Consider the following 16,039-nt stretch of genomic DNA (forward strand, 5'->3'; position numbering starts at 1 on the left):
ACAATAGACCTATGCAGCTTGCATCTACTGCACTGCCAAGCATTCAAAGTCAAACTGACCGCGATTTTGAATGGATCGTCATCAATGATGGTGCTAATACTGAGACCAGAGATATTATCACCAGCATTAGGGCAAAAGCTGATTTCCCCATCAATTACATTGAAATGGAACACCCTGACCCTTGCAGTGGCTTTGGCTTGTGCTACGCCCGTAACTTGGGACTAGATGCAGCTGGTGGTGACATTGTTTCATACCTGGACGATGACAACAGTATAGCTCCTGAATTTGTTGCCTCAATGCGGCAGTACTTTAAACAACATTCCAATATTCGATATAGCATAGCAAGACAGCAGCGCCGCCGCGATGTCATCCGCAATGGTAGTGTTGTTCGCCAAGGAAAGCCTTTTGTTTCTCCTAGCAATTGCTGCTCGCTACAGCAGCTTCTATGGCAACAAGAGATATTCGACAGCAATGGTTTCGTCCACTACCGGAGCAATGCTCCTAGATGGCACCCCCAGTTTCAAGTATTCGCAGACTACGAGTATTTGCTGCAATCTGCTTGCATCTGGGGTGAAAGTGGCTTTGGTTTCAATGACAGCATTCTTGTTAACTATATCCAGTCGTCTATTGGTATTATTGGTAGTTCTAATTACGAGCAGTGGGCAACTGAGCTATCGCTAATTGTCACTAATCAAGCTAACTATTCCATCCTTAAAGGCAGTATTGTTGAACGCTTAGAACAGCTTGTAGATAGTTATAGTACTAAAGCACAAATTTCATCAACGCCAAAAGCATTTGCGTTCTGACAATATAAAACAGAGCATCAATAGTATAGCAATAACCAAAACCACTACTTTGGACTAACGCCTACCTGCTAAAACAGCAAGTAGGTATCTTTTTATGAACCAGCCTGAATGGTTAGAAGCAAACAAGCAGGTTTATTCCAAAGAACATGGTGTTATACATATCGCCGCCATCATTGAGAAAAACCTTTACTTTAAAAAAGGCAGTTTAAATCAAATTATTTTCGACTGGGAGCATGAGGTAAATAGTGGTAATTTATTACCTCTAAACCAAGCACCAACAGGTAAAAGCATTCTCTACCAAGAGATAGCTGCTATACTTGATGGATCGGGAAAATTACAAAGCTGCGAAGTAATTCCTGCTCAAGAAGCTAAACTTTATCCCATCCCAGATGATATTCACCCTCTAGTTAAACTGGCTTTAAGTAAGTCAGGAATCACCCAACTATACTCTCATCAAGTGGAGGCATGGCAAGCTTACAAAAAAGGAAAAGATATAATTCTCCAAACTCCTACTAGCAGTGGTAAAAGTATCTCTTTTCTCATTCCAATCATTCACGAGTGTCTAAAGGGTAAATCAGCTTTAGTATTCTTTAACTTGAAAGCACTTGCATTTGACCAGGTAGAGAAAATACGTTCCTTTGTTAGCCACTTAGATGAAAATATTCGCCCCCAAATTCTCAATATTAATGGAGATATTCCTCCACAAGAGCGCAAACTACTTTACAGCAATCAACCCTCAATTTTATGCGTGACTCCTGATGTATGGAACCACGAGCTAAACAACTACCAATTCGATTCAAATTGGGGATTTAGAGAAACAATCAGAAAACTTTCAATCATTGTCTGTGACGAAATGCACTTTTATCAAGGCATATTTGGTTCGCATTTTGCACTACTTAATCGGCGAACTCAACTTATGATAGAATCTGTCGGCAATGATATTTCCAAATTACAGTACATCTTCGCTTCTGCAACAATTAGTAACAGCAGTGAAATTGCCCAGAAGATATCTAATCGAGAAGAACAAAGTAATCTTGCTATTATTGACCAAAGTGGGGCAAAACGCTCGGAGATTACTTTTATTAGCCTCAAACCACGGAACAATACATTTTACCAAACTGCCCAATTCGCAGCTATGCTCGTAAGTAAAGGCATCGTCGGGATTTGTTTCTGCGATAGTAGAGAACTAGTTAAGGTTTTAACTAATGCCATCCGTAAAGCTTTAATCGAGATGCAACTGCCCCATCTGGGAGAAAGCATCTCAGCATTTTATGGGAGCATGAAGGCAAATCAGCGTAACAAAATTATTGCAGATATACAAAGCGGGAAGGTCAAGTTCATTATATCTACAAGTGCTTTGGAAGCGGGTCTAGATATTGGGTGTATTGATGCAACTATCGTACATAGTTACCCCGGCTCAATTCTTGCCTTTCGCCAGAGGGCAGGACGTGCGGGGAGGCAGGAAGCAGGACTATTGGTGTTTATTCCGTCGAAAAGGTCGATTATGGATTCTTACTACGCCAATTACCCAGAACGCCTTTTATCTGATCCTCCAGAAATTATCAACTTTAACCACAATTATGAAACAACTTTAGAGCAGCATATTCTCGCTTGTTGCAAGGAAAGTAAACCGACACAGGCTCAAATTGCCCGACATTTTGGTAGTTCTGGTAATGCGATCGCCCGACAGTTAATCGGTAATAATCAACTGATCTTCAGCTACAATCAAAGACTGACAACTAATCGAAATCTCGGTTATGTCCATTCAAAAATTAAAGTTAGAGGCAACACCAATCAAAACATCAGTTATATTAATCAAGATAGCGCAGAAGAGTTTGAGGAAAGTTCGGCATCTTCTGCACTAAGAGAAGTTTACCCTGGTGCCATATATCTTGCTCAAGATTTTGATGGCAATCCCGTACAGTATAAATCACAAGAGCTAAATTTAACCGAAGGGAAAGCAATTCTCAAGCCAATAGAGGCAACCAATTTATTTAGTCGTCCTGAAGGAAGTCTAAATTTCGAGGAAATTAAAATTGTTGGGGAAGCCAAAATTATCAATCTTCCCCAAGGGGCTGCTAGATTTACACCTGTTTCAGCCAAAATCAAAGAAGAAATTTATGGCTACAACTTGTACAGGCTGGAACAAAAATGGACTTGCACTAATAACAGATGTCGCAACTTCAATTTAAATTTAACTGGGCATTTACAAACTTGCCCTGCTTGTAAAATCCAACTGATTGAACGAGAATTTGTCGAACTATTGGAGGAAAATAAATACGAAGAATCACTTGCTCTTAACTACAATACATTCTGCGTCAGGGTTGAAATTAACGCTGATGCACGAAAATATTTTTCAGTTTTGGTCAAAAATCACAGAAAAGAAATACTTAATAAACAGAAATATATTACCAATGAGGAGAAACAACTATTTGAAAGCAATGAAACCCAAATTTGCGTTCATACTCTCGCTCATCACCTTATACTCAGTTTACCACTTGTCGAACATGGAGCAAACAGTCGAGATATAGATTTCATGTTAGTAGAAGTGCCGTCTAATACTAAGATAGTTGGCTATTTCTTTGATACTTGTGAACATGGTACAGGTATGTGTGATACCCTCATCAAGTATTTAGAGACTGCCTTTATTAAGGCAAAGTTCCTAGTCGATAATTGTCCTTGTAAATACGGCTGCTCTTCTTGTACAACAATTCAACGCTGTCCTGATGATAACGAAGCACTGTTTAAATCAGTTGGGTTATCTCTACTAAAGGAAATAATCAATCCAATAGAGACAAGAACTATTAATCAATAGTTAAGATAATCCTATCCAGCTTGGGTAGGATTATTTTTTTAGCAATTCAACCACATACATCGCTTACGCACAAGATTGATGAAAGTTTTGAGAATAAGCGATGTACGTCGAACTATTAGCTGATTCACATCCAAACCCTAAAAAATTTCAAATTATTCACGCACCATCATTTTTACTTACAGAAACAAATTTTCAAATAGGAGATTTTGTCGAGTCGAACAATATTGATTTTATTATCAATCATGCTGTAAATCTAGGGTATCAGGTGAAAATATCTCATCCTGAAACTCAACAATATAATAAATATCCTCTTCCCAAAATCAGTGATGAACTAGCCGATTTGATAATTAATTATCCATCAGACTTAACACTGCGAACTAATGGGATGGTTTTTGAACAAAGGGCATATTTAATGTCTAAAGTTTACGATGAAGTGTGCCAAAACCTTGAATCAAAAGCTCTTTTAAGAGAAGCTGAGTATTGGCTGATAAATTACGCACGAGAAGTAATTGCCAAACAATGTCATTACTTACCAGATATCCTAATAAAATTAGATAACCCAACTGTGAGAGCAATGGCAATAGATACACTCATGCTCTGGCAACCAGATTGGAACAAGGCTATCTCTCAATATAGAGGAAGTAGATTTGAGGCTGGCAATAATGAGTTTGAGGTTATCAGCTACTATCACAATCAAAAAAAGAAGGGGAGGGAGGGAATAATGGTACTGTGCAAGGTAACAAAAACCATGAATAACTATCTTGAATTTCCTACCTTTCCTTGCAATGCAAACTGTACTCTTGGGACTTATCAAGTCGAAAATGCACTTAACCAAAGGTTGGCTTAAAACATAATCACCATCTGAAATATTAATTATGGACGAGCAACAAATCAACTATTTCATAACAGGTATTTGTACATTTCACTGGAATGCTGATTTTTATAAATTCTGTCAAGTCTGCAACTTTGACCCTAACCACACCTATTCAAAAGAGAAATGGCAGCAGTGGCAACAATTTGTATCCGGTATTAAAGCGTTTGACCACAATACACTTGTTAAGCTACTTGAAGCTGGCCATCAATTAGCACGACAGTCATAATCTCAAACCACTACGGTTACTAACGCACTCGTGCATGAATTATCGAAGTAATTAGCCACATGAATTCATGCACGCCCAAATCCGTCATTTGGTATCTTCGCTTGACAACCTACCCGAAGAATGGCGAATCGTCCCTACCTTTGGTAAACGTCCTTTAGGAAAAGAATGGGAAAAAAATACTTACTCTCCCAAAGAACTACAAACTGAACTTGTCCGCCGCCGATTAAAATTTTGGACAAATAACAGACTTATCACACCCACTGGTGTAGCCTTGGTTTGCGGTTTCAATCATCCTCAAGGGTACTTAGTAGCTATTGACTGCGATGGGGAAACATCCTGGCAACACATCATCCAAATTAACGAACACCTAGAACCAAAAGAACTTAACCAGCTAACACCCGCCGAAACACGCGATACTCCTATGGAGTCGTTACACGATCGCGCTCAAAAATACCTTCCTCCCACAATTGCATTTACCTCTGGGAGGAAATATCGCAGCCAACGCTTATACCTCATTCCCAAATCAAAAGCTTGGGAAGTAAAATCTCGCAAAATCAAAACTGGAAAGGACGAACACCTGGAATTTCGAGGCAAAAACCTAGCTTCAATCCTTCCCCCGTCCTTTCATCCAGAAGGTAGAAATTACAGATGGCTTCCCGGCTGTAGTCCATCTGAACGCCAAATAGAAATAGCTCCCGATTGGGTAATTGCCCAAATGCTTGCCAAACAGGAGAAAACAAGAAAGTTTAACCTACTCAAAGAAAAATATAACCGCAGATATGGGGTAGACAGGTACGCTCATTTAATTCCCTCAATAGAATCCAATATTCAAACCGCACTTGTGCTACTCGAAGTTATCCACCCTCGGTTTGCAGATGATTACCATTCGTGGATTCAAGTCGGGATGGCACTCAAGAGTGTTAGTCCCATTTTATTTAAAGCATGGGACACCTGGAGCCAACTTTCTCCTAAGTACAAACCAGGCGAATGCGCCTACAAATGGCAGTCTTTCAAAAAGACAGGTATTACTATCCGCACCTTATTTAGATTAGCCAATCTCTCTTAATCATGAGTAATAAAACATCACCTGACAAGAATGTAACTGGCTTTGAAGATAACTATAGCAGTAAACATCTTAATCCTGATATTCAGGACTATTTAAATTTAGAAGAAACATTAGATGAATCAGTAAATACTGAAGTTACAAGTCAAGATTCATCTAGCGGGATAACTTTAACCAAAACCGCCATAATAACAATTCAGTTAACACCAAATTCTGAAAAAGCAATTATCTCAATTGGAATTCAAGATGCACCTCCGATTATTAAGATAATTCCTCTAGCTGAGATTAAATCTCAGCCTATTATAAATAACTGGCTAAATGATTTAGAAAAATCTCTTCCACAAATGTTAAATATCTGCAAACAAAGGATGGTAAAGCAGGCTACAGAGCAGAATCAACAAGAACAATCCAGACAAGTACAAAAGCGTAACCTACCTGAAGATAAAGATAAAAAACCTGCGCCTAACAACCAACTGTCACTATTTTAATTACCATGAAGTACATTGCTATTATCGAAGGGCAAGAAATTCCTCTTGATGAGGCGATCGCCCAGGATGACAATACACTCAAAACAGCGATTAGCGTCTACTTTCCAGAGTATGCTAATGCCGAAATTGAACGACAAACAACTGATGATACAGTTTCAATTCGTTTGGTAAAAAAGGCAGGTACTAAGGGAAATAAATTTAGAGAATTGAAAAACTGTTTTGAAGAAATAAATCCTGCACTAAAGTTAGGATGGCAGATAAAGCTTTTAGAGATAAACAGTCAAATTAGTCTCGAAAGTTTAATTACTTTACAACCTGAGATAGATAAAGCTATCAAGCTCGGTCAATCTTGGGAAACCTATAGCGAAAAAGTTGCTCAAAGCCTTAAACAGCAACCTGCTATTACGAGTAAATATCCTGTAGTTTAATCACAAATTTATGGCCGCTATAATTCGTAGCGGCTGATTAATTATGCTTGGCAACATCCACTCATTCAAAATACCCATTACTTGTATAACAGCAATTAATTATCTAGAAAATCTTTCCGAACAAGTAAATATTTTAAGCCTGTATCAAAAATTATTTCCAGAAAAATGGTTAGAATCAACTATTCCTATTAATAAACAATCACATCCATCAAGTGCTTACCTAGATAGAGAAATTGAATTTATTAACCTAGTGAATGAAAATCTATTCCCAGTAGAATATATCGATGAAATCGAGTTTAATTCTGAACGTGATAGTATTCTAGTTTCGCCACAAAGACTTGAGTGGTGGAATGAAGATTTTGAAGAACTGGTATACTCGGAGAAGTTCCTACTGTCATTGATGGGGCAAGGGTACAATATCAGCCAATGGAAACTAAATTTTGGTTTTACTCCTGATTACATTGCTCCAGCAGAAGAAATTTACTTCGAGAAATTCGTAAAGCTGTGTCGTCGTTACAAAAATCCCCTGCAATATTTAGATATAGCCATACAAATTATAGATTACTCAACTGAAAATATTTGGCTAGATATTACGTGTGAAACAAGCGATTGGCTGGACTGGACTTATGAGAATATCGTATTTCTCGCTCAAAAGTGGCAAGAAGCCGTCTCGATGATGGAGAAATCAAATGAGGTTAGCCATTTGTTAGAAACATCTCTTTCTGCTCGAAAAGCAGCAGTAAAAATTTGGAACCAAGCATCAAAAGCATGAATGTAGATACAAATATATTACCAATAATTAACTTAGAAAATATCTCCCAAATTCTGCTAGCCAATATTCCCCAAGATGATTTACTAGGGCAGTTAATTATCCTCAAAGGACAGTTTATTTTAGTCGAACGCGAAGGCAAAGAGTCTAAATACAAATTCTTGTCTCCTGAAGCAGTAGAGAAAGCCTTCACAAGTAAAACTGCCGCATCTGGATGGCTTTCTAGCAACACAATTTGGTGGGGTAAAAATCCAGAGGGAGAGGCCATTATTCAGTTTTACTCTCCCCAAAAATATCAAATTCAAATTATGGGACAGGAAACTGAAGTAATTACTGTCCCTATGCCTGCATTCCTATTTGCTGGATGCGGTAGTAGATATTACCTGTGGGCAGTTAAAGGGAGGGTATTTAAACCAGACGCACAACTGTACAAGCCCCCTCTACCTAACGTTTGGGAAGATTCTAGCATTTGCTTTGGGGGAAATTCTCTCAGTATGTGCAGTGCTGCAACCATAAGCCAAGTTTGGGATCTGTTCTGGAAATCACCTTTTAACAAGGACTTATCTCAAGGCAAGTCAAAAACTCATCCTGATAATATCTGCAATCAACTAATCAAATTACACGAATCTAAAGCTAAATCCTACCCTTCAAGTGACCTTGTTCCCGTTCATAGCTGGAAAGTCACAACCCCAGAAGACATTATCAATCATTTGTTCAGTTAACAATGAATCCTTTTATCGGCTATCACCTCGCTACAAGTAATAACTTTCCTCCCTACAGTCAAAAACTCCAGGAATACTGGCTGGCAGCAAATGGGCTTTTCTTGCGATCGCATCGTCGCGAGTTAGAGGTTTGCTTGCAACTGTCTCAAACTCAAGTTGCTGGACTCCAACCCCTTGAACCCTACTTCCGTCTGAAAGTCCCAAAAGTTCCTTGCCAAGCGATCGCCGAGATTATCAATGCTGCTAGTATCAACCCCCAACAGGAAATCCTATTCTACTTGGGAGTGACAAACGACCAATGGTGGTGTCACACACCACTGCAAACTGCGTCCTCTACTCACGTCTTATCTTTAGAAAGCGCACTTGATAAAAGCTATACAGATGGCTTGGTAGAAATGCACAGTCATGGAACTCTAGCTGCTTATCCTTCAAGTGCAGACAATCAGGAAGAAAAAGGCAAATTTCGAGTGTTCGCAATCATTGGCACGCTGAATAACATTCCCACAATTTATACCCGCATCGGGATATACAATCACTTTTTCGACATCAACCCCAATCAAATATTTGAACTGCCCCCACAGGTAAAATGCTTGAATTAACTACTTACCAACAAGCTTTACCCGTCTTACCTCGCAATCATACTCGTATCAACTTTGTTTTAGTGGGAGTAGGAGGAACAGGCGGGTTTCTTGCAGAAGATTTATGTCGAATTATTCTGCAACTCCAGCGCACTAGGAAAGAAATTAACTTTGCGATCGTTGATGGCGATACTGTCGAACTCAAAAATATCAGCCGCCAAAATTATCAACAAGCTGAAATTGGACTACCAAAGGCAGAAACACTGGCTGCAAGATGCAGTGCCAAGTATGGAATAGAGATTACAGCCGTTTGCGACTGGTTTGAAGAAGACATGATTCGCACAGCCAGTTGGTGGAATACCCTAACGGTAATTATTGGCTGTGTAGATAACAGCACAGCCAGGAGCAAAATTCACTCTGTTCTCAAAATCAACAGTGCAAATGAGCCAGCATCTCTATTTTGGCTGGATTGTGGAAACAGCAACTACTCTGGACAAGTAGTAATTGGAACGCACTCTAATTTTGATATAGTCCAAGCTTCCAATAACCCAGACAAACCTCAATTCTGGTTGCATCTTCCCTCCCCGGTGCTGGTTCACCCAGAACTGCTACTTCCTCAGCCAGAAGAACTTAGCGACAACAATCTTTCATGTGCAGAAATCCAAGCACGGAATTATCAATCACTATTCGTCAATAAAATGACGAGTGCGATCACAGCCCAGTATCTACTAGAATTAACCCTCACTGGGGGGTTGAAAAAGTTCGCTAGTACACCTCGGCGTAAATCAGCAGACCATTAAATAGCCAAAACTTTGCCCTTATATGTCCACTTAAAAGGTTTAGCCATTGTTTTATTAAGAGAACTGCACAGAATGATTGATCCTATGATCAGAGAAAGATAATTTCAGTGTGCAGCCTACCTCATGTCTCCAAAATCTATCATTCAACTCACAGAGAACCTAAAATCTCTTTACATCAAAACAGCGAAAAAACTCAAGGGAAGCGACCGACGACAATTCATGGCAGAAGTGGTCAAAGGTTTGGGAATTGGTGGACAGACTTTAGTAGAACGCGAGTTGGGATGGAATAGGCGTACTATCCGTAAAGGGATGCAGGAGTTGGAGAGTGGCAAGCCTTTTATTGATGGTTTTGAGCGTAGTGGACGTAAGCGGGTGGAAACAAAATTACCAAACTTGTTGGAGGATATTAAATCGTTAGTAGACCCACAAACTCAAACTGACCCCAGTTTTAAGAGTACACGCTTATATACACGCATGACGGCAAGTGTTGTACGTCGTCAACTAATTGAACAATTTGGTTACAGTGACAAAGAACTACCTTCATCAGAGACAATTCGACGACGATTGAATGATTTGGGTTATACCTTAAAACGAGTTCTGAAAACCAAGCCTATCAAGAAGATTCCAGAAACAGAAGCCATTTTTGAACAAGTCGAGCAAATTAATACTGAAGCTGATAATGACCCTCATACTCTCCGGATCTCCATTGATGCGAAGGTGGCAGTCAAGATTGGAGAGTTTGACCGAGGTGGTAAAACTCGAATCCCAACTACCTCATTAGACCACGACTTTCCGACCGAGATGACTCTGATTCCCTACGGCATTTTTATACCTGAGTACAACGAGTTATTTTTATTTTTCGTTTCTTCCAAATTAACTGCTGATTGTATTGTTGACTTGCTTGAAAGCTGGTGGCAAAATGTCAAACACCGATTTGCTCATATTCAAAAACTGGTAATTAATCAAGATAATGGACCGGAAAATCATTCTCGTCGCACTCAGTTTATGAAGCGGGTTGTAGATTTTAGCACATCATCTCAACTGACGTTACAACTTGCTTATTATCCGCCGTATCATAGCAAATACAACCCAATAGAACGTTGCTTTGGTTGGTTAGAACAGCATTGGAATGGTAGTTTACTTGACACCGTTGAGACCGTACTGAATTTCGCCCAAACTCTCACATTTAAGGGTAAAAATCCGGTTGTCACACTGGTAGAAAAAGTTTACTCCACAGGAGTTAAACTTACAACTTCAGCTATGGAAGAAATTGAAACCCAGATTAACCGCCTCCCCAATCTCAAAAAATGGTTTGTGGAAATTTTTGCTAAACCAGCATAGCTATTGGATCATCTTTTTTGTGGAGTTCTCTAAAGTAGTCAATAAATTTGAGGATTCGATTTTTCAAATCATCTTGACTGAGGAAACTGGCTCTTCTGAGTAACTTGCGAACCAAAATACTGAACCAAATCTCAATTTGATTGAGCCACGAAGAATGTTTGGGTGTGTAATGAAACACAATTCGGTGTGCTGGGTCACTCAAAAAAGTAGTGCGGGATTTCATTGATTTAAGGATACCACTTTCTCCCTTTATACCCAGGTCAAGATTCAAACCTTCTTTTTCTGCAACTAAACGAACTAGAGACTCAGACTGATGAGTGTTCAAGCAGTCCATAATGAGATGCCATTTTTTAGCCTGGGTATCAGTTTCAATTGTTCGACGAATATGAAGAGCAAAATCAATTTCTGTTCTGGTATCTGAACAAGTCGGCTCGACAATTTGACCTGTGGCAACATCGAAGCTGGCAATTAAGCTTTGTGTACCGTGACGAATATACTCAAATTCCCTTCTTTCGACTTTGCCTGGTCGCATTGGCAAGTCTTTTTCTAATCGCTCAGTAGCTTGAATACCTGTCATTTCATCAATCGATATTGTCCGTTCCCCCTTTATATGACGTTCGATTGCACTGATGTATAAACCAGTAATATCTTCCACCTTTGCATCAAATTCTTCATCTTGAGGGGGGGGTTAACCAGTAGCGGCTCTGGTGGGGTTTAAGTTCTGCTTCTTCAAGTAATCTTCCCAGATGGCGAATAGATATGCTTTCAATAATTCCTTGTTTGATGATTTCGTCCGTTAGTTCTCTTACCGTCCAATGACTTATTGGTCTTCCGTAATCGGATGGTGGAGAACAAGCTAATGCAAACAACTCGATTACTTGTTCCATACTAAACTTTGGGCGTGCGCCAACACGCTCAGAGTCTTGTAATCTTTGCTCAATTAATAATTCTTTCCCCTCAGTTTCTAACCATCGGTTTCGCCATAAACGCGCCGTTTGCCGATTGACATCTAAATTTCGGGCAATTTCACGATGATTTTGACCCTCTGATGCCATGAGAATTATTTTGGCTCGTAGTGCTATCTGTTGCGGCGTGTTGTGTCTGTTTATCAACTTTTGGAGTTGATCTCGTTCGCCATCGCTTAAATTTAATATTTTAGGAGTTAATCTAGCCACACCCTGATTCCTTGATCCGTAACCCAAAACGGGTTTTAACTTGATTATTTATTCTCCCACCAATATGGTCTGTTTATTTACGCCGACCTGTACTAGTTATTTTGACCTCACAGCAATGTCAACCCGAAGTTTATATACAAGCATTGACCAACTCAAAAAATACTATATTCTGCAAACAAATTACCACAAATAGCTTACGCAAATATATCCCAAAAACTAAATTTGGGATATATTTTTATGAATCGATTTAATCACAAAACACTTGAACTAGTCGAACAAAATCCAGAATGTTTATCAACGATAAATTATCGAAATTTAACTGTCAAAAGTGAATCTGAAGTTGCTGGCGGTCAGTTTCACCTACTCATGCAACAAATTGGGTTAGGGCTACCAGTCGAAGCTTTATTGAAGGCATACCCCCAAATTAATAACTGGGTCGATAAGGTAAAAACTTTTCTAAATATTCCTGGCAACAAACAATGGAACGCCCAACTTCAATATTTATACCACGACATTCTTCTCTACAGCGAGTGCGATCTCATTATCTACGGTGAAAATCAAGTAGTTGGGTTTGACTGGACAATTCAAAAACCTCCTAAATTTGAAATTCTTGAGAGAAAATGGCAAACCCAGTTGAGGTTATTTCTCCTATACGAACAAACTGGAATCCCATTGGAGCAAATTAGCCTGGTTTACTTGTTCGTTAACACTGATAGTATTTACCAGTTTACTTATTCTGAAGATAAACATTTGAATTTCAAAGCCCGGCTAGAAGAAACACTCGCGCCTTTTGTAGAAGATGATAAGGAGAAAAAACTTTTAACCCACAAAATGACCCCTCAAGAAGCACATGATAAATGGCTAGCAAAAGAAATATCAACTATGGAATATTTAGCAGCAATTCCTGAAGTTGAGATATGAATCCAACAGAATTAAATATCACGAAAATCGAACTCACTCCTAACAGTGGTTGGACGCTCAATATTCTCTCGCGTCGGGTAGCGACTATTACCGACCCCTTGGGAAATAGAAAAACCAGCTATTTCGGGTTCGATACCAAAGAACAAGCCGAAAAGTTTAGAGATTGGCTTGTCAGAAAAAACAAATGTAGTAGTGCAGTTATCCGTCACTCAGAACGATTAGCTACTGAATGGGAGGTAAAAGCTTGGAATGTTCCAACCTCCCTAATTCTTGAATGCGCCGTCAAAGATTTAAAGGAATCAAGCAATGCAACTATCTCTACTAAATCTACCCTACAACGATGATAATTCACCCATAGCAGATATTTTTAATATTCCTAACTTAGAAAAAGCAGAATTCCTCCGTAATTTAGCTGCTTCCATGCAGCCAACAATCGACCAAAAGAAAAATCCTGCAATTGGAAATCAAAGGGTAACAAAGCGTCGTAAAACTATAGTCCAAGGGATAATTCAAGAAGGAATTGAACTTGAGATTATCCAGTCTTGGTTATTTGCGATCGCACAAATGTGGGAAACAGGAAATATCCCATTAATACTACGCGGTATATCTCACAAATCGCAAGTAGAAGCCCTATTTAGGATTTCCCAAATGGGAGAAACAATTCAGAAAGTCCACGAAAAATTGGCAGGCGAATATTACCAAGACTGGGTAAAGTCTTTAAGTCGCGCCGGATTACATACACCAAGCGAAATCATATCCGCAATAACAGAAATTCAACAGGTAGTAAAACCTGAAGCAATTGATACTACTAAGGAACTACTCAATAAGCTTGAGTTAGAAATCATTGACATGAAAGATGAAGATTTCTTCCCTACTCCTAAACTAGTCTGTCAACGGCTTATTCAACTGGCAGATATTAAACCAAATTGGCAAATTTTAGAGCCTAGTGCTGGTAGTGGAAATATTGCTGAGTATATCACTAATACCTACCCTAATGTTCAACTAGAGGTGGTTGAGATTAATTACGATTTACGACAAATTCTAGAACTCAAAGGATTTAATCTCGTAGGGAAAAACTTTCTGGAGTTTAACCCCAGTCATTTATACAATGCCTGTATCATGAATCCTCCATTTTGTGAACTTGTCCAACATATCTACCAGGCTTGGAAGTTACTCGTAACAGGTGGTGTATTAGTTTCAGTTATACCTGAATCAGTTTTCTTCAATCGTAAGTACAAAACCTTCAAAGGCTGGCTACAAGCCAATAATAGCTATGTAGAAATGGTAGATAAAGATGCCTTTTTGAGTTCAAATAACCCTACGAATGTAGCTACCAGAATCATTAAACTCATTAAACCATAGTGTACTACAAGCGCATGGCATACTGCCAAATTGATAAAACTAAATATGTCACGTATATTTTCCCTATATGGGGACAATATATGAGATACAAAATCCTTACACAGCAAGAGTTAGAAGTAGCACTCAATAAGTGCAAGCTTGCTGGTTGGAAGGTCAGTAATATCACCAAACTTAGTAATAAAATGCTTGAAATCAAACCCCAACGAACAAGGAGATAAATATGGCAATTGAAACTATTGCTTCTTATAGATTTATTCCTGGTAAAGACAGTCAAATAACCAGTTATGGATCTCCTGAAGAACAAACAGTCGCAATTCATAATTCAAGCATGGCATCTGTGTCACTGACTTTCACAACTGAAAACACATCTGTTCTTAGACAAATTATCATCAGTCTTCAGCAAATATACCAGACACTTATAAATACTAAAACTGAAATTATTCAGGAAGATAATTGCATTGACAGCTTTACAAACTTAAGGGGAGAGTGTGATGAAAAGTTTATCTAAATAACTAAGCATCAATCAATCTTTTAAGTCGTCTTAATAACAGACGACTTTTATTTTTTACAACGACTTTTTGCTTTACGCATTAAATATTGATTTCCATTAATTAAAATTATGGCAAGGAATCAAACAAAGCCTACTAATTCTGCTACTGAAGAAAGCACAGTATCCCAGTCTGAACCCCCTGAACAAACAGTTCAGAATAGTACAAACATACAAAAGCGTAAATTAGCTATTTCTAAATTTGCAAATCCTGAGTACAATGCGCCGATTAGTAACATCTGCATCTGCCAAGTCATTAACCACATGGAAGCAGAAAAAGTCGGGTTGTTTATCAAAGATAAATACTTAGCAGCAATTAACTGGCAAGGACAAGAACCTACACACAAGCACACTTTCTCTAGTGGCACGCCAGAAATGGGAGTGTTGTTGCAATCGCCCAGGATGCACATTCTTGATGTCTCTCCCAGATACATTGAACAGCGCGATGACGGCAAGATTGTAGGAGTGTACGAATCACCTGATGGGTACGAAATGTACCAAGCACTTGGCAAAGATGCCGCAGTATTGAGACGGTTTTATTTGTTGCAACTTGTTGATGAAAATAATCATAACCTGCACTCAGTACCAATTGTCCTATCAATTAAAGGCGTTGCATCATCAAAATTTGGCGAGGCTTATAAACAGTTCCAACGCGAACTAGAGGTTGCATTCGCCCGATTTACTGATACGACTGTTGCTGAAAAACGTGCAGAGTTTCATCGTCTCGGTGTATTTCAACCCACCTTTACGCCATCTCTTGAACCTAAAGAAGCAGTCAACCAAAGAGATAAATCTTGGGTAGCAGTTGTCACTTCCTATAAATCACCGAACCCCGATGGCAGCGATTTTCTTGAATTCTTCTCAGAAGGCAAAGAAATCGATATCCAAACAACAATGCAGGCAAATCCCGAATTCTCTCATCGCATCGGTAAAACATCAACTGTTATAGCAGAACATAATCGCCTGGTAGGTGCAGCTGATATGCCAGTAGCAGCACTTCCTCCTAGTACAGCAGGTCAAACTTATACAGCATACAGTACTGAGATGGAAGAACTGCCCTACTAAAACAAGTATCTCATGTAACCCAAAAGGGTGCTAGAAATAGCACCCGTTAAAACATCATC

At 39.1% G+C, this 16,039-nt stretch carries 19 protein-coding genes; 17 read left to right on the forward strand and 2 right to left on the reverse strand.

The features are described 5' to 3' along the window. Nucleotides 1-11 precede the first annotated feature (11 nt). The 12 genes from ACN222_RS29050 (at nucleotide 12) to ACN222_RS29105 (ending at nucleotide 10,910) form a co-directional block, all read left to right on the forward strand. Nucleotides 12-806 carry a glycosyltransferase family 2 protein gene (locus ACN222_RS29050; protein WP_044520275.1) on the forward strand — a complete coding sequence of 265 codons (795 nt, stop codon included), beginning with the start codon at nucleotides 12-14 and terminating at the stop codon, nucleotides 804-806. A gap of 94 nt (nucleotides 807-900) precedes the next feature. Further along, nucleotides 901-3,621, forward strand: a complete 2,721-nt coding sequence (locus ACN222_RS29055; RefSeq protein ID WP_010993880.1) for a DEAD/DEAH box helicase — start codon at nucleotides 901-903, stop codon at nucleotides 3,619-3,621. Between the two features lie 100 nt (nucleotides 3,622-3,721). Next, nucleotides 3,722-4,468, forward strand: coding sequence for a hypothetical protein (locus ACN222_RS29060; RefSeq protein WP_010993881.1), 747 nt, complete (start codon nucleotides 3,722-3,724; stop codon nucleotides 4,466-4,468). A gap of 28 nt (nucleotides 4,469-4,496) precedes the next feature. Beyond that, nucleotides 4,497-4,721 carry a hypothetical protein gene (locus ACN222_RS29065; protein ID WP_010993882.1) on the forward strand — a complete coding sequence of 75 codons (225 nt, stop codon included), beginning with the start codon at nucleotides 4,497-4,499 and terminating at the stop codon, nucleotides 4,719-4,721. 67 nt (nucleotides 4,722-4,788) lie between these two features. After that, nucleotides 4,789-5,787, forward strand: a complete 999-nt coding sequence (locus tag ACN222_RS29070; RefSeq protein WP_190449698.1) for a bifunctional DNA primase/polymerase — start codon at nucleotides 4,789-4,791, stop codon at nucleotides 5,785-5,787. A 2-nt stretch (nucleotides 5,788-5,789) separates the two neighbouring features. Then, nucleotides 5,790-6,272 (forward strand): hypothetical protein, encoded by a 483-nt coding sequence (locus ACN222_RS29075; protein ID WP_010993884.1) that lies wholly within the window; start codon nucleotides 5,790-5,792, stop codon nucleotides 6,270-6,272. Nucleotides 6,273-6,277: 5 nt separating this feature from the next. Beyond that, entirely contained in the window at nucleotides 6,278-6,700 is a 423-nt protein-coding gene (locus ACN222_RS29080) for a hypothetical protein (RefSeq protein ID WP_010993885.1), read from the forward strand. A 43-nt stretch (nucleotides 6,701-6,743) separates the two neighbouring features. Then, nucleotides 6,744-7,472, forward strand: a complete 729-nt coding sequence (locus ACN222_RS29085) for a hypothetical protein (RefSeq protein WP_010993886.1) — start codon at nucleotides 6,744-6,746, stop codon at nucleotides 7,470-7,472. After that, on the forward strand, nucleotides 7,469-8,191 hold the full coding sequence (locus tag ACN222_RS29090; RefSeq protein WP_010993887.1) for a prokaryotic E2 ligase family D protein: 723 nt from the start codon (nucleotides 7,469-7,471) through the stop codon (nucleotides 8,189-8,191). Before ACN222_RS29085 ends, ACN222_RS29090 begins: the two co-directional genes overlap by 4 nt. Before the next feature lie 2 nt (nucleotides 8,192-8,193). Further along, nucleotides 8,194-8,790 carry a Mov34/MPN/PAD-1 family protein gene (locus ACN222_RS29095; protein ID WP_010993888.1) on the forward strand — a complete coding sequence of 199 codons (597 nt, stop codon included), beginning with the start codon at nucleotides 8,194-8,196 and terminating at the stop codon, nucleotides 8,788-8,790. Then, nucleotides 8,778-9,569 carry a ThiF family adenylyltransferase gene (locus ACN222_RS29100; RefSeq protein WP_010993889.1) on the forward strand — a complete coding sequence of 264 codons (792 nt, stop codon included), beginning with the start codon at nucleotides 8,778-8,780 and terminating at the stop codon, nucleotides 9,567-9,569. The genes ACN222_RS29095 and ACN222_RS29100 overlap by 13 nt, the downstream gene beginning before the upstream one ends. Before the next feature lie 141 nt (nucleotides 9,570-9,710). Further along, the gene (locus ACN222_RS29105) at nucleotides 9,711-10,910 is read left to right on the forward strand and encodes an ISAzo13 family transposase (protein ID WP_084789056.1); all 1,200 of its coding nucleotides are present in this window, start codon (nucleotides 9,711-9,713) and stop codon (nucleotides 10,908-10,910) included. Here ACN222_RS29105 and ACN222_RS29110 read toward each other — a convergent pair. Beyond that, complete coding sequence (locus ACN222_RS29110; protein ID WP_010993891.1) at nucleotides 10,897-11,565, reverse strand: IS630 family transposase; 669 nt, start codon at nucleotides 11,563-11,565, stop codon at nucleotides 10,897-10,899. The genes ACN222_RS29105 and ACN222_RS29110 overlap by 14 nt on opposite strands. 16 nt (nucleotides 11,566-11,581) lie before the next feature. Then, on the reverse strand, nucleotides 11,582-12,085 hold the full coding sequence (locus tag ACN222_RS29115; RefSeq protein WP_096637320.1) for a helix-turn-helix domain-containing protein: 504 nt from the start codon (nucleotides 12,083-12,085) through the stop codon (nucleotides 11,582-11,584). A 237-nt stretch (nucleotides 12,086-12,322) separates the two neighbouring features. On the opposite strand from ACN222_RS29115, the gene ACN222_RS29120 reads away from it, so the two are divergent. From ACN222_RS29120 to ACN222_RS29140, 5 genes are all read left to right on the forward strand, one after another. Next, nucleotides 12,323-13,006, forward strand: a complete 684-nt coding sequence (locus ACN222_RS29120; RefSeq protein WP_010993893.1) for a hypothetical protein — start codon at nucleotides 12,323-12,325, stop codon at nucleotides 13,004-13,006. Then, complete coding sequence (locus ACN222_RS29125) at nucleotides 13,003-13,350, forward strand: hypothetical protein (protein ID WP_010993894.1); 348 nt, start codon at nucleotides 13,003-13,005, stop codon at nucleotides 13,348-13,350. Before ACN222_RS29120 ends, ACN222_RS29125 begins: the two co-directional genes overlap by 4 nt. Next, nucleotides 13,313-14,368: a type I restriction-modification system subunit M gene (locus tag ACN222_RS29130; RefSeq protein WP_044520234.1), complete on the forward strand. Its 1,056-nt coding sequence runs from the start codon at nucleotides 13,313-13,315 to the stop codon at nucleotides 14,366-14,368. The genes ACN222_RS29125 and ACN222_RS29130 overlap by 38 nt, the downstream gene beginning before the upstream one ends. A 220-nt stretch (nucleotides 14,369-14,588) precedes the next feature. Next, nucleotides 14,589-14,876, forward strand: coding sequence for a hypothetical protein (locus ACN222_RS29135; protein WP_044520237.1), 288 nt, complete (start codon nucleotides 14,589-14,591; stop codon nucleotides 14,874-14,876). 111 nt (nucleotides 14,877-14,987) lie between these two features. Beyond that, complete coding sequence (locus tag ACN222_RS29140; RefSeq protein ID WP_010993896.1) at nucleotides 14,988-15,980, forward strand: DUF5895 domain-containing protein; 993 nt, start codon at nucleotides 14,988-14,990, stop codon at nucleotides 15,978-15,980. Nucleotides 15,981-16,039 lie beyond the last annotated feature (59 nt).

It is taken from the genome of Anabaena sp. FACHB-595, from assembly GCF_048568275.1.
Classification (GTDB): domain Bacteria; phylum Cyanobacteriota; class Cyanobacteriia; order Cyanobacteriales; family Nostocaceae; genus Trichormus.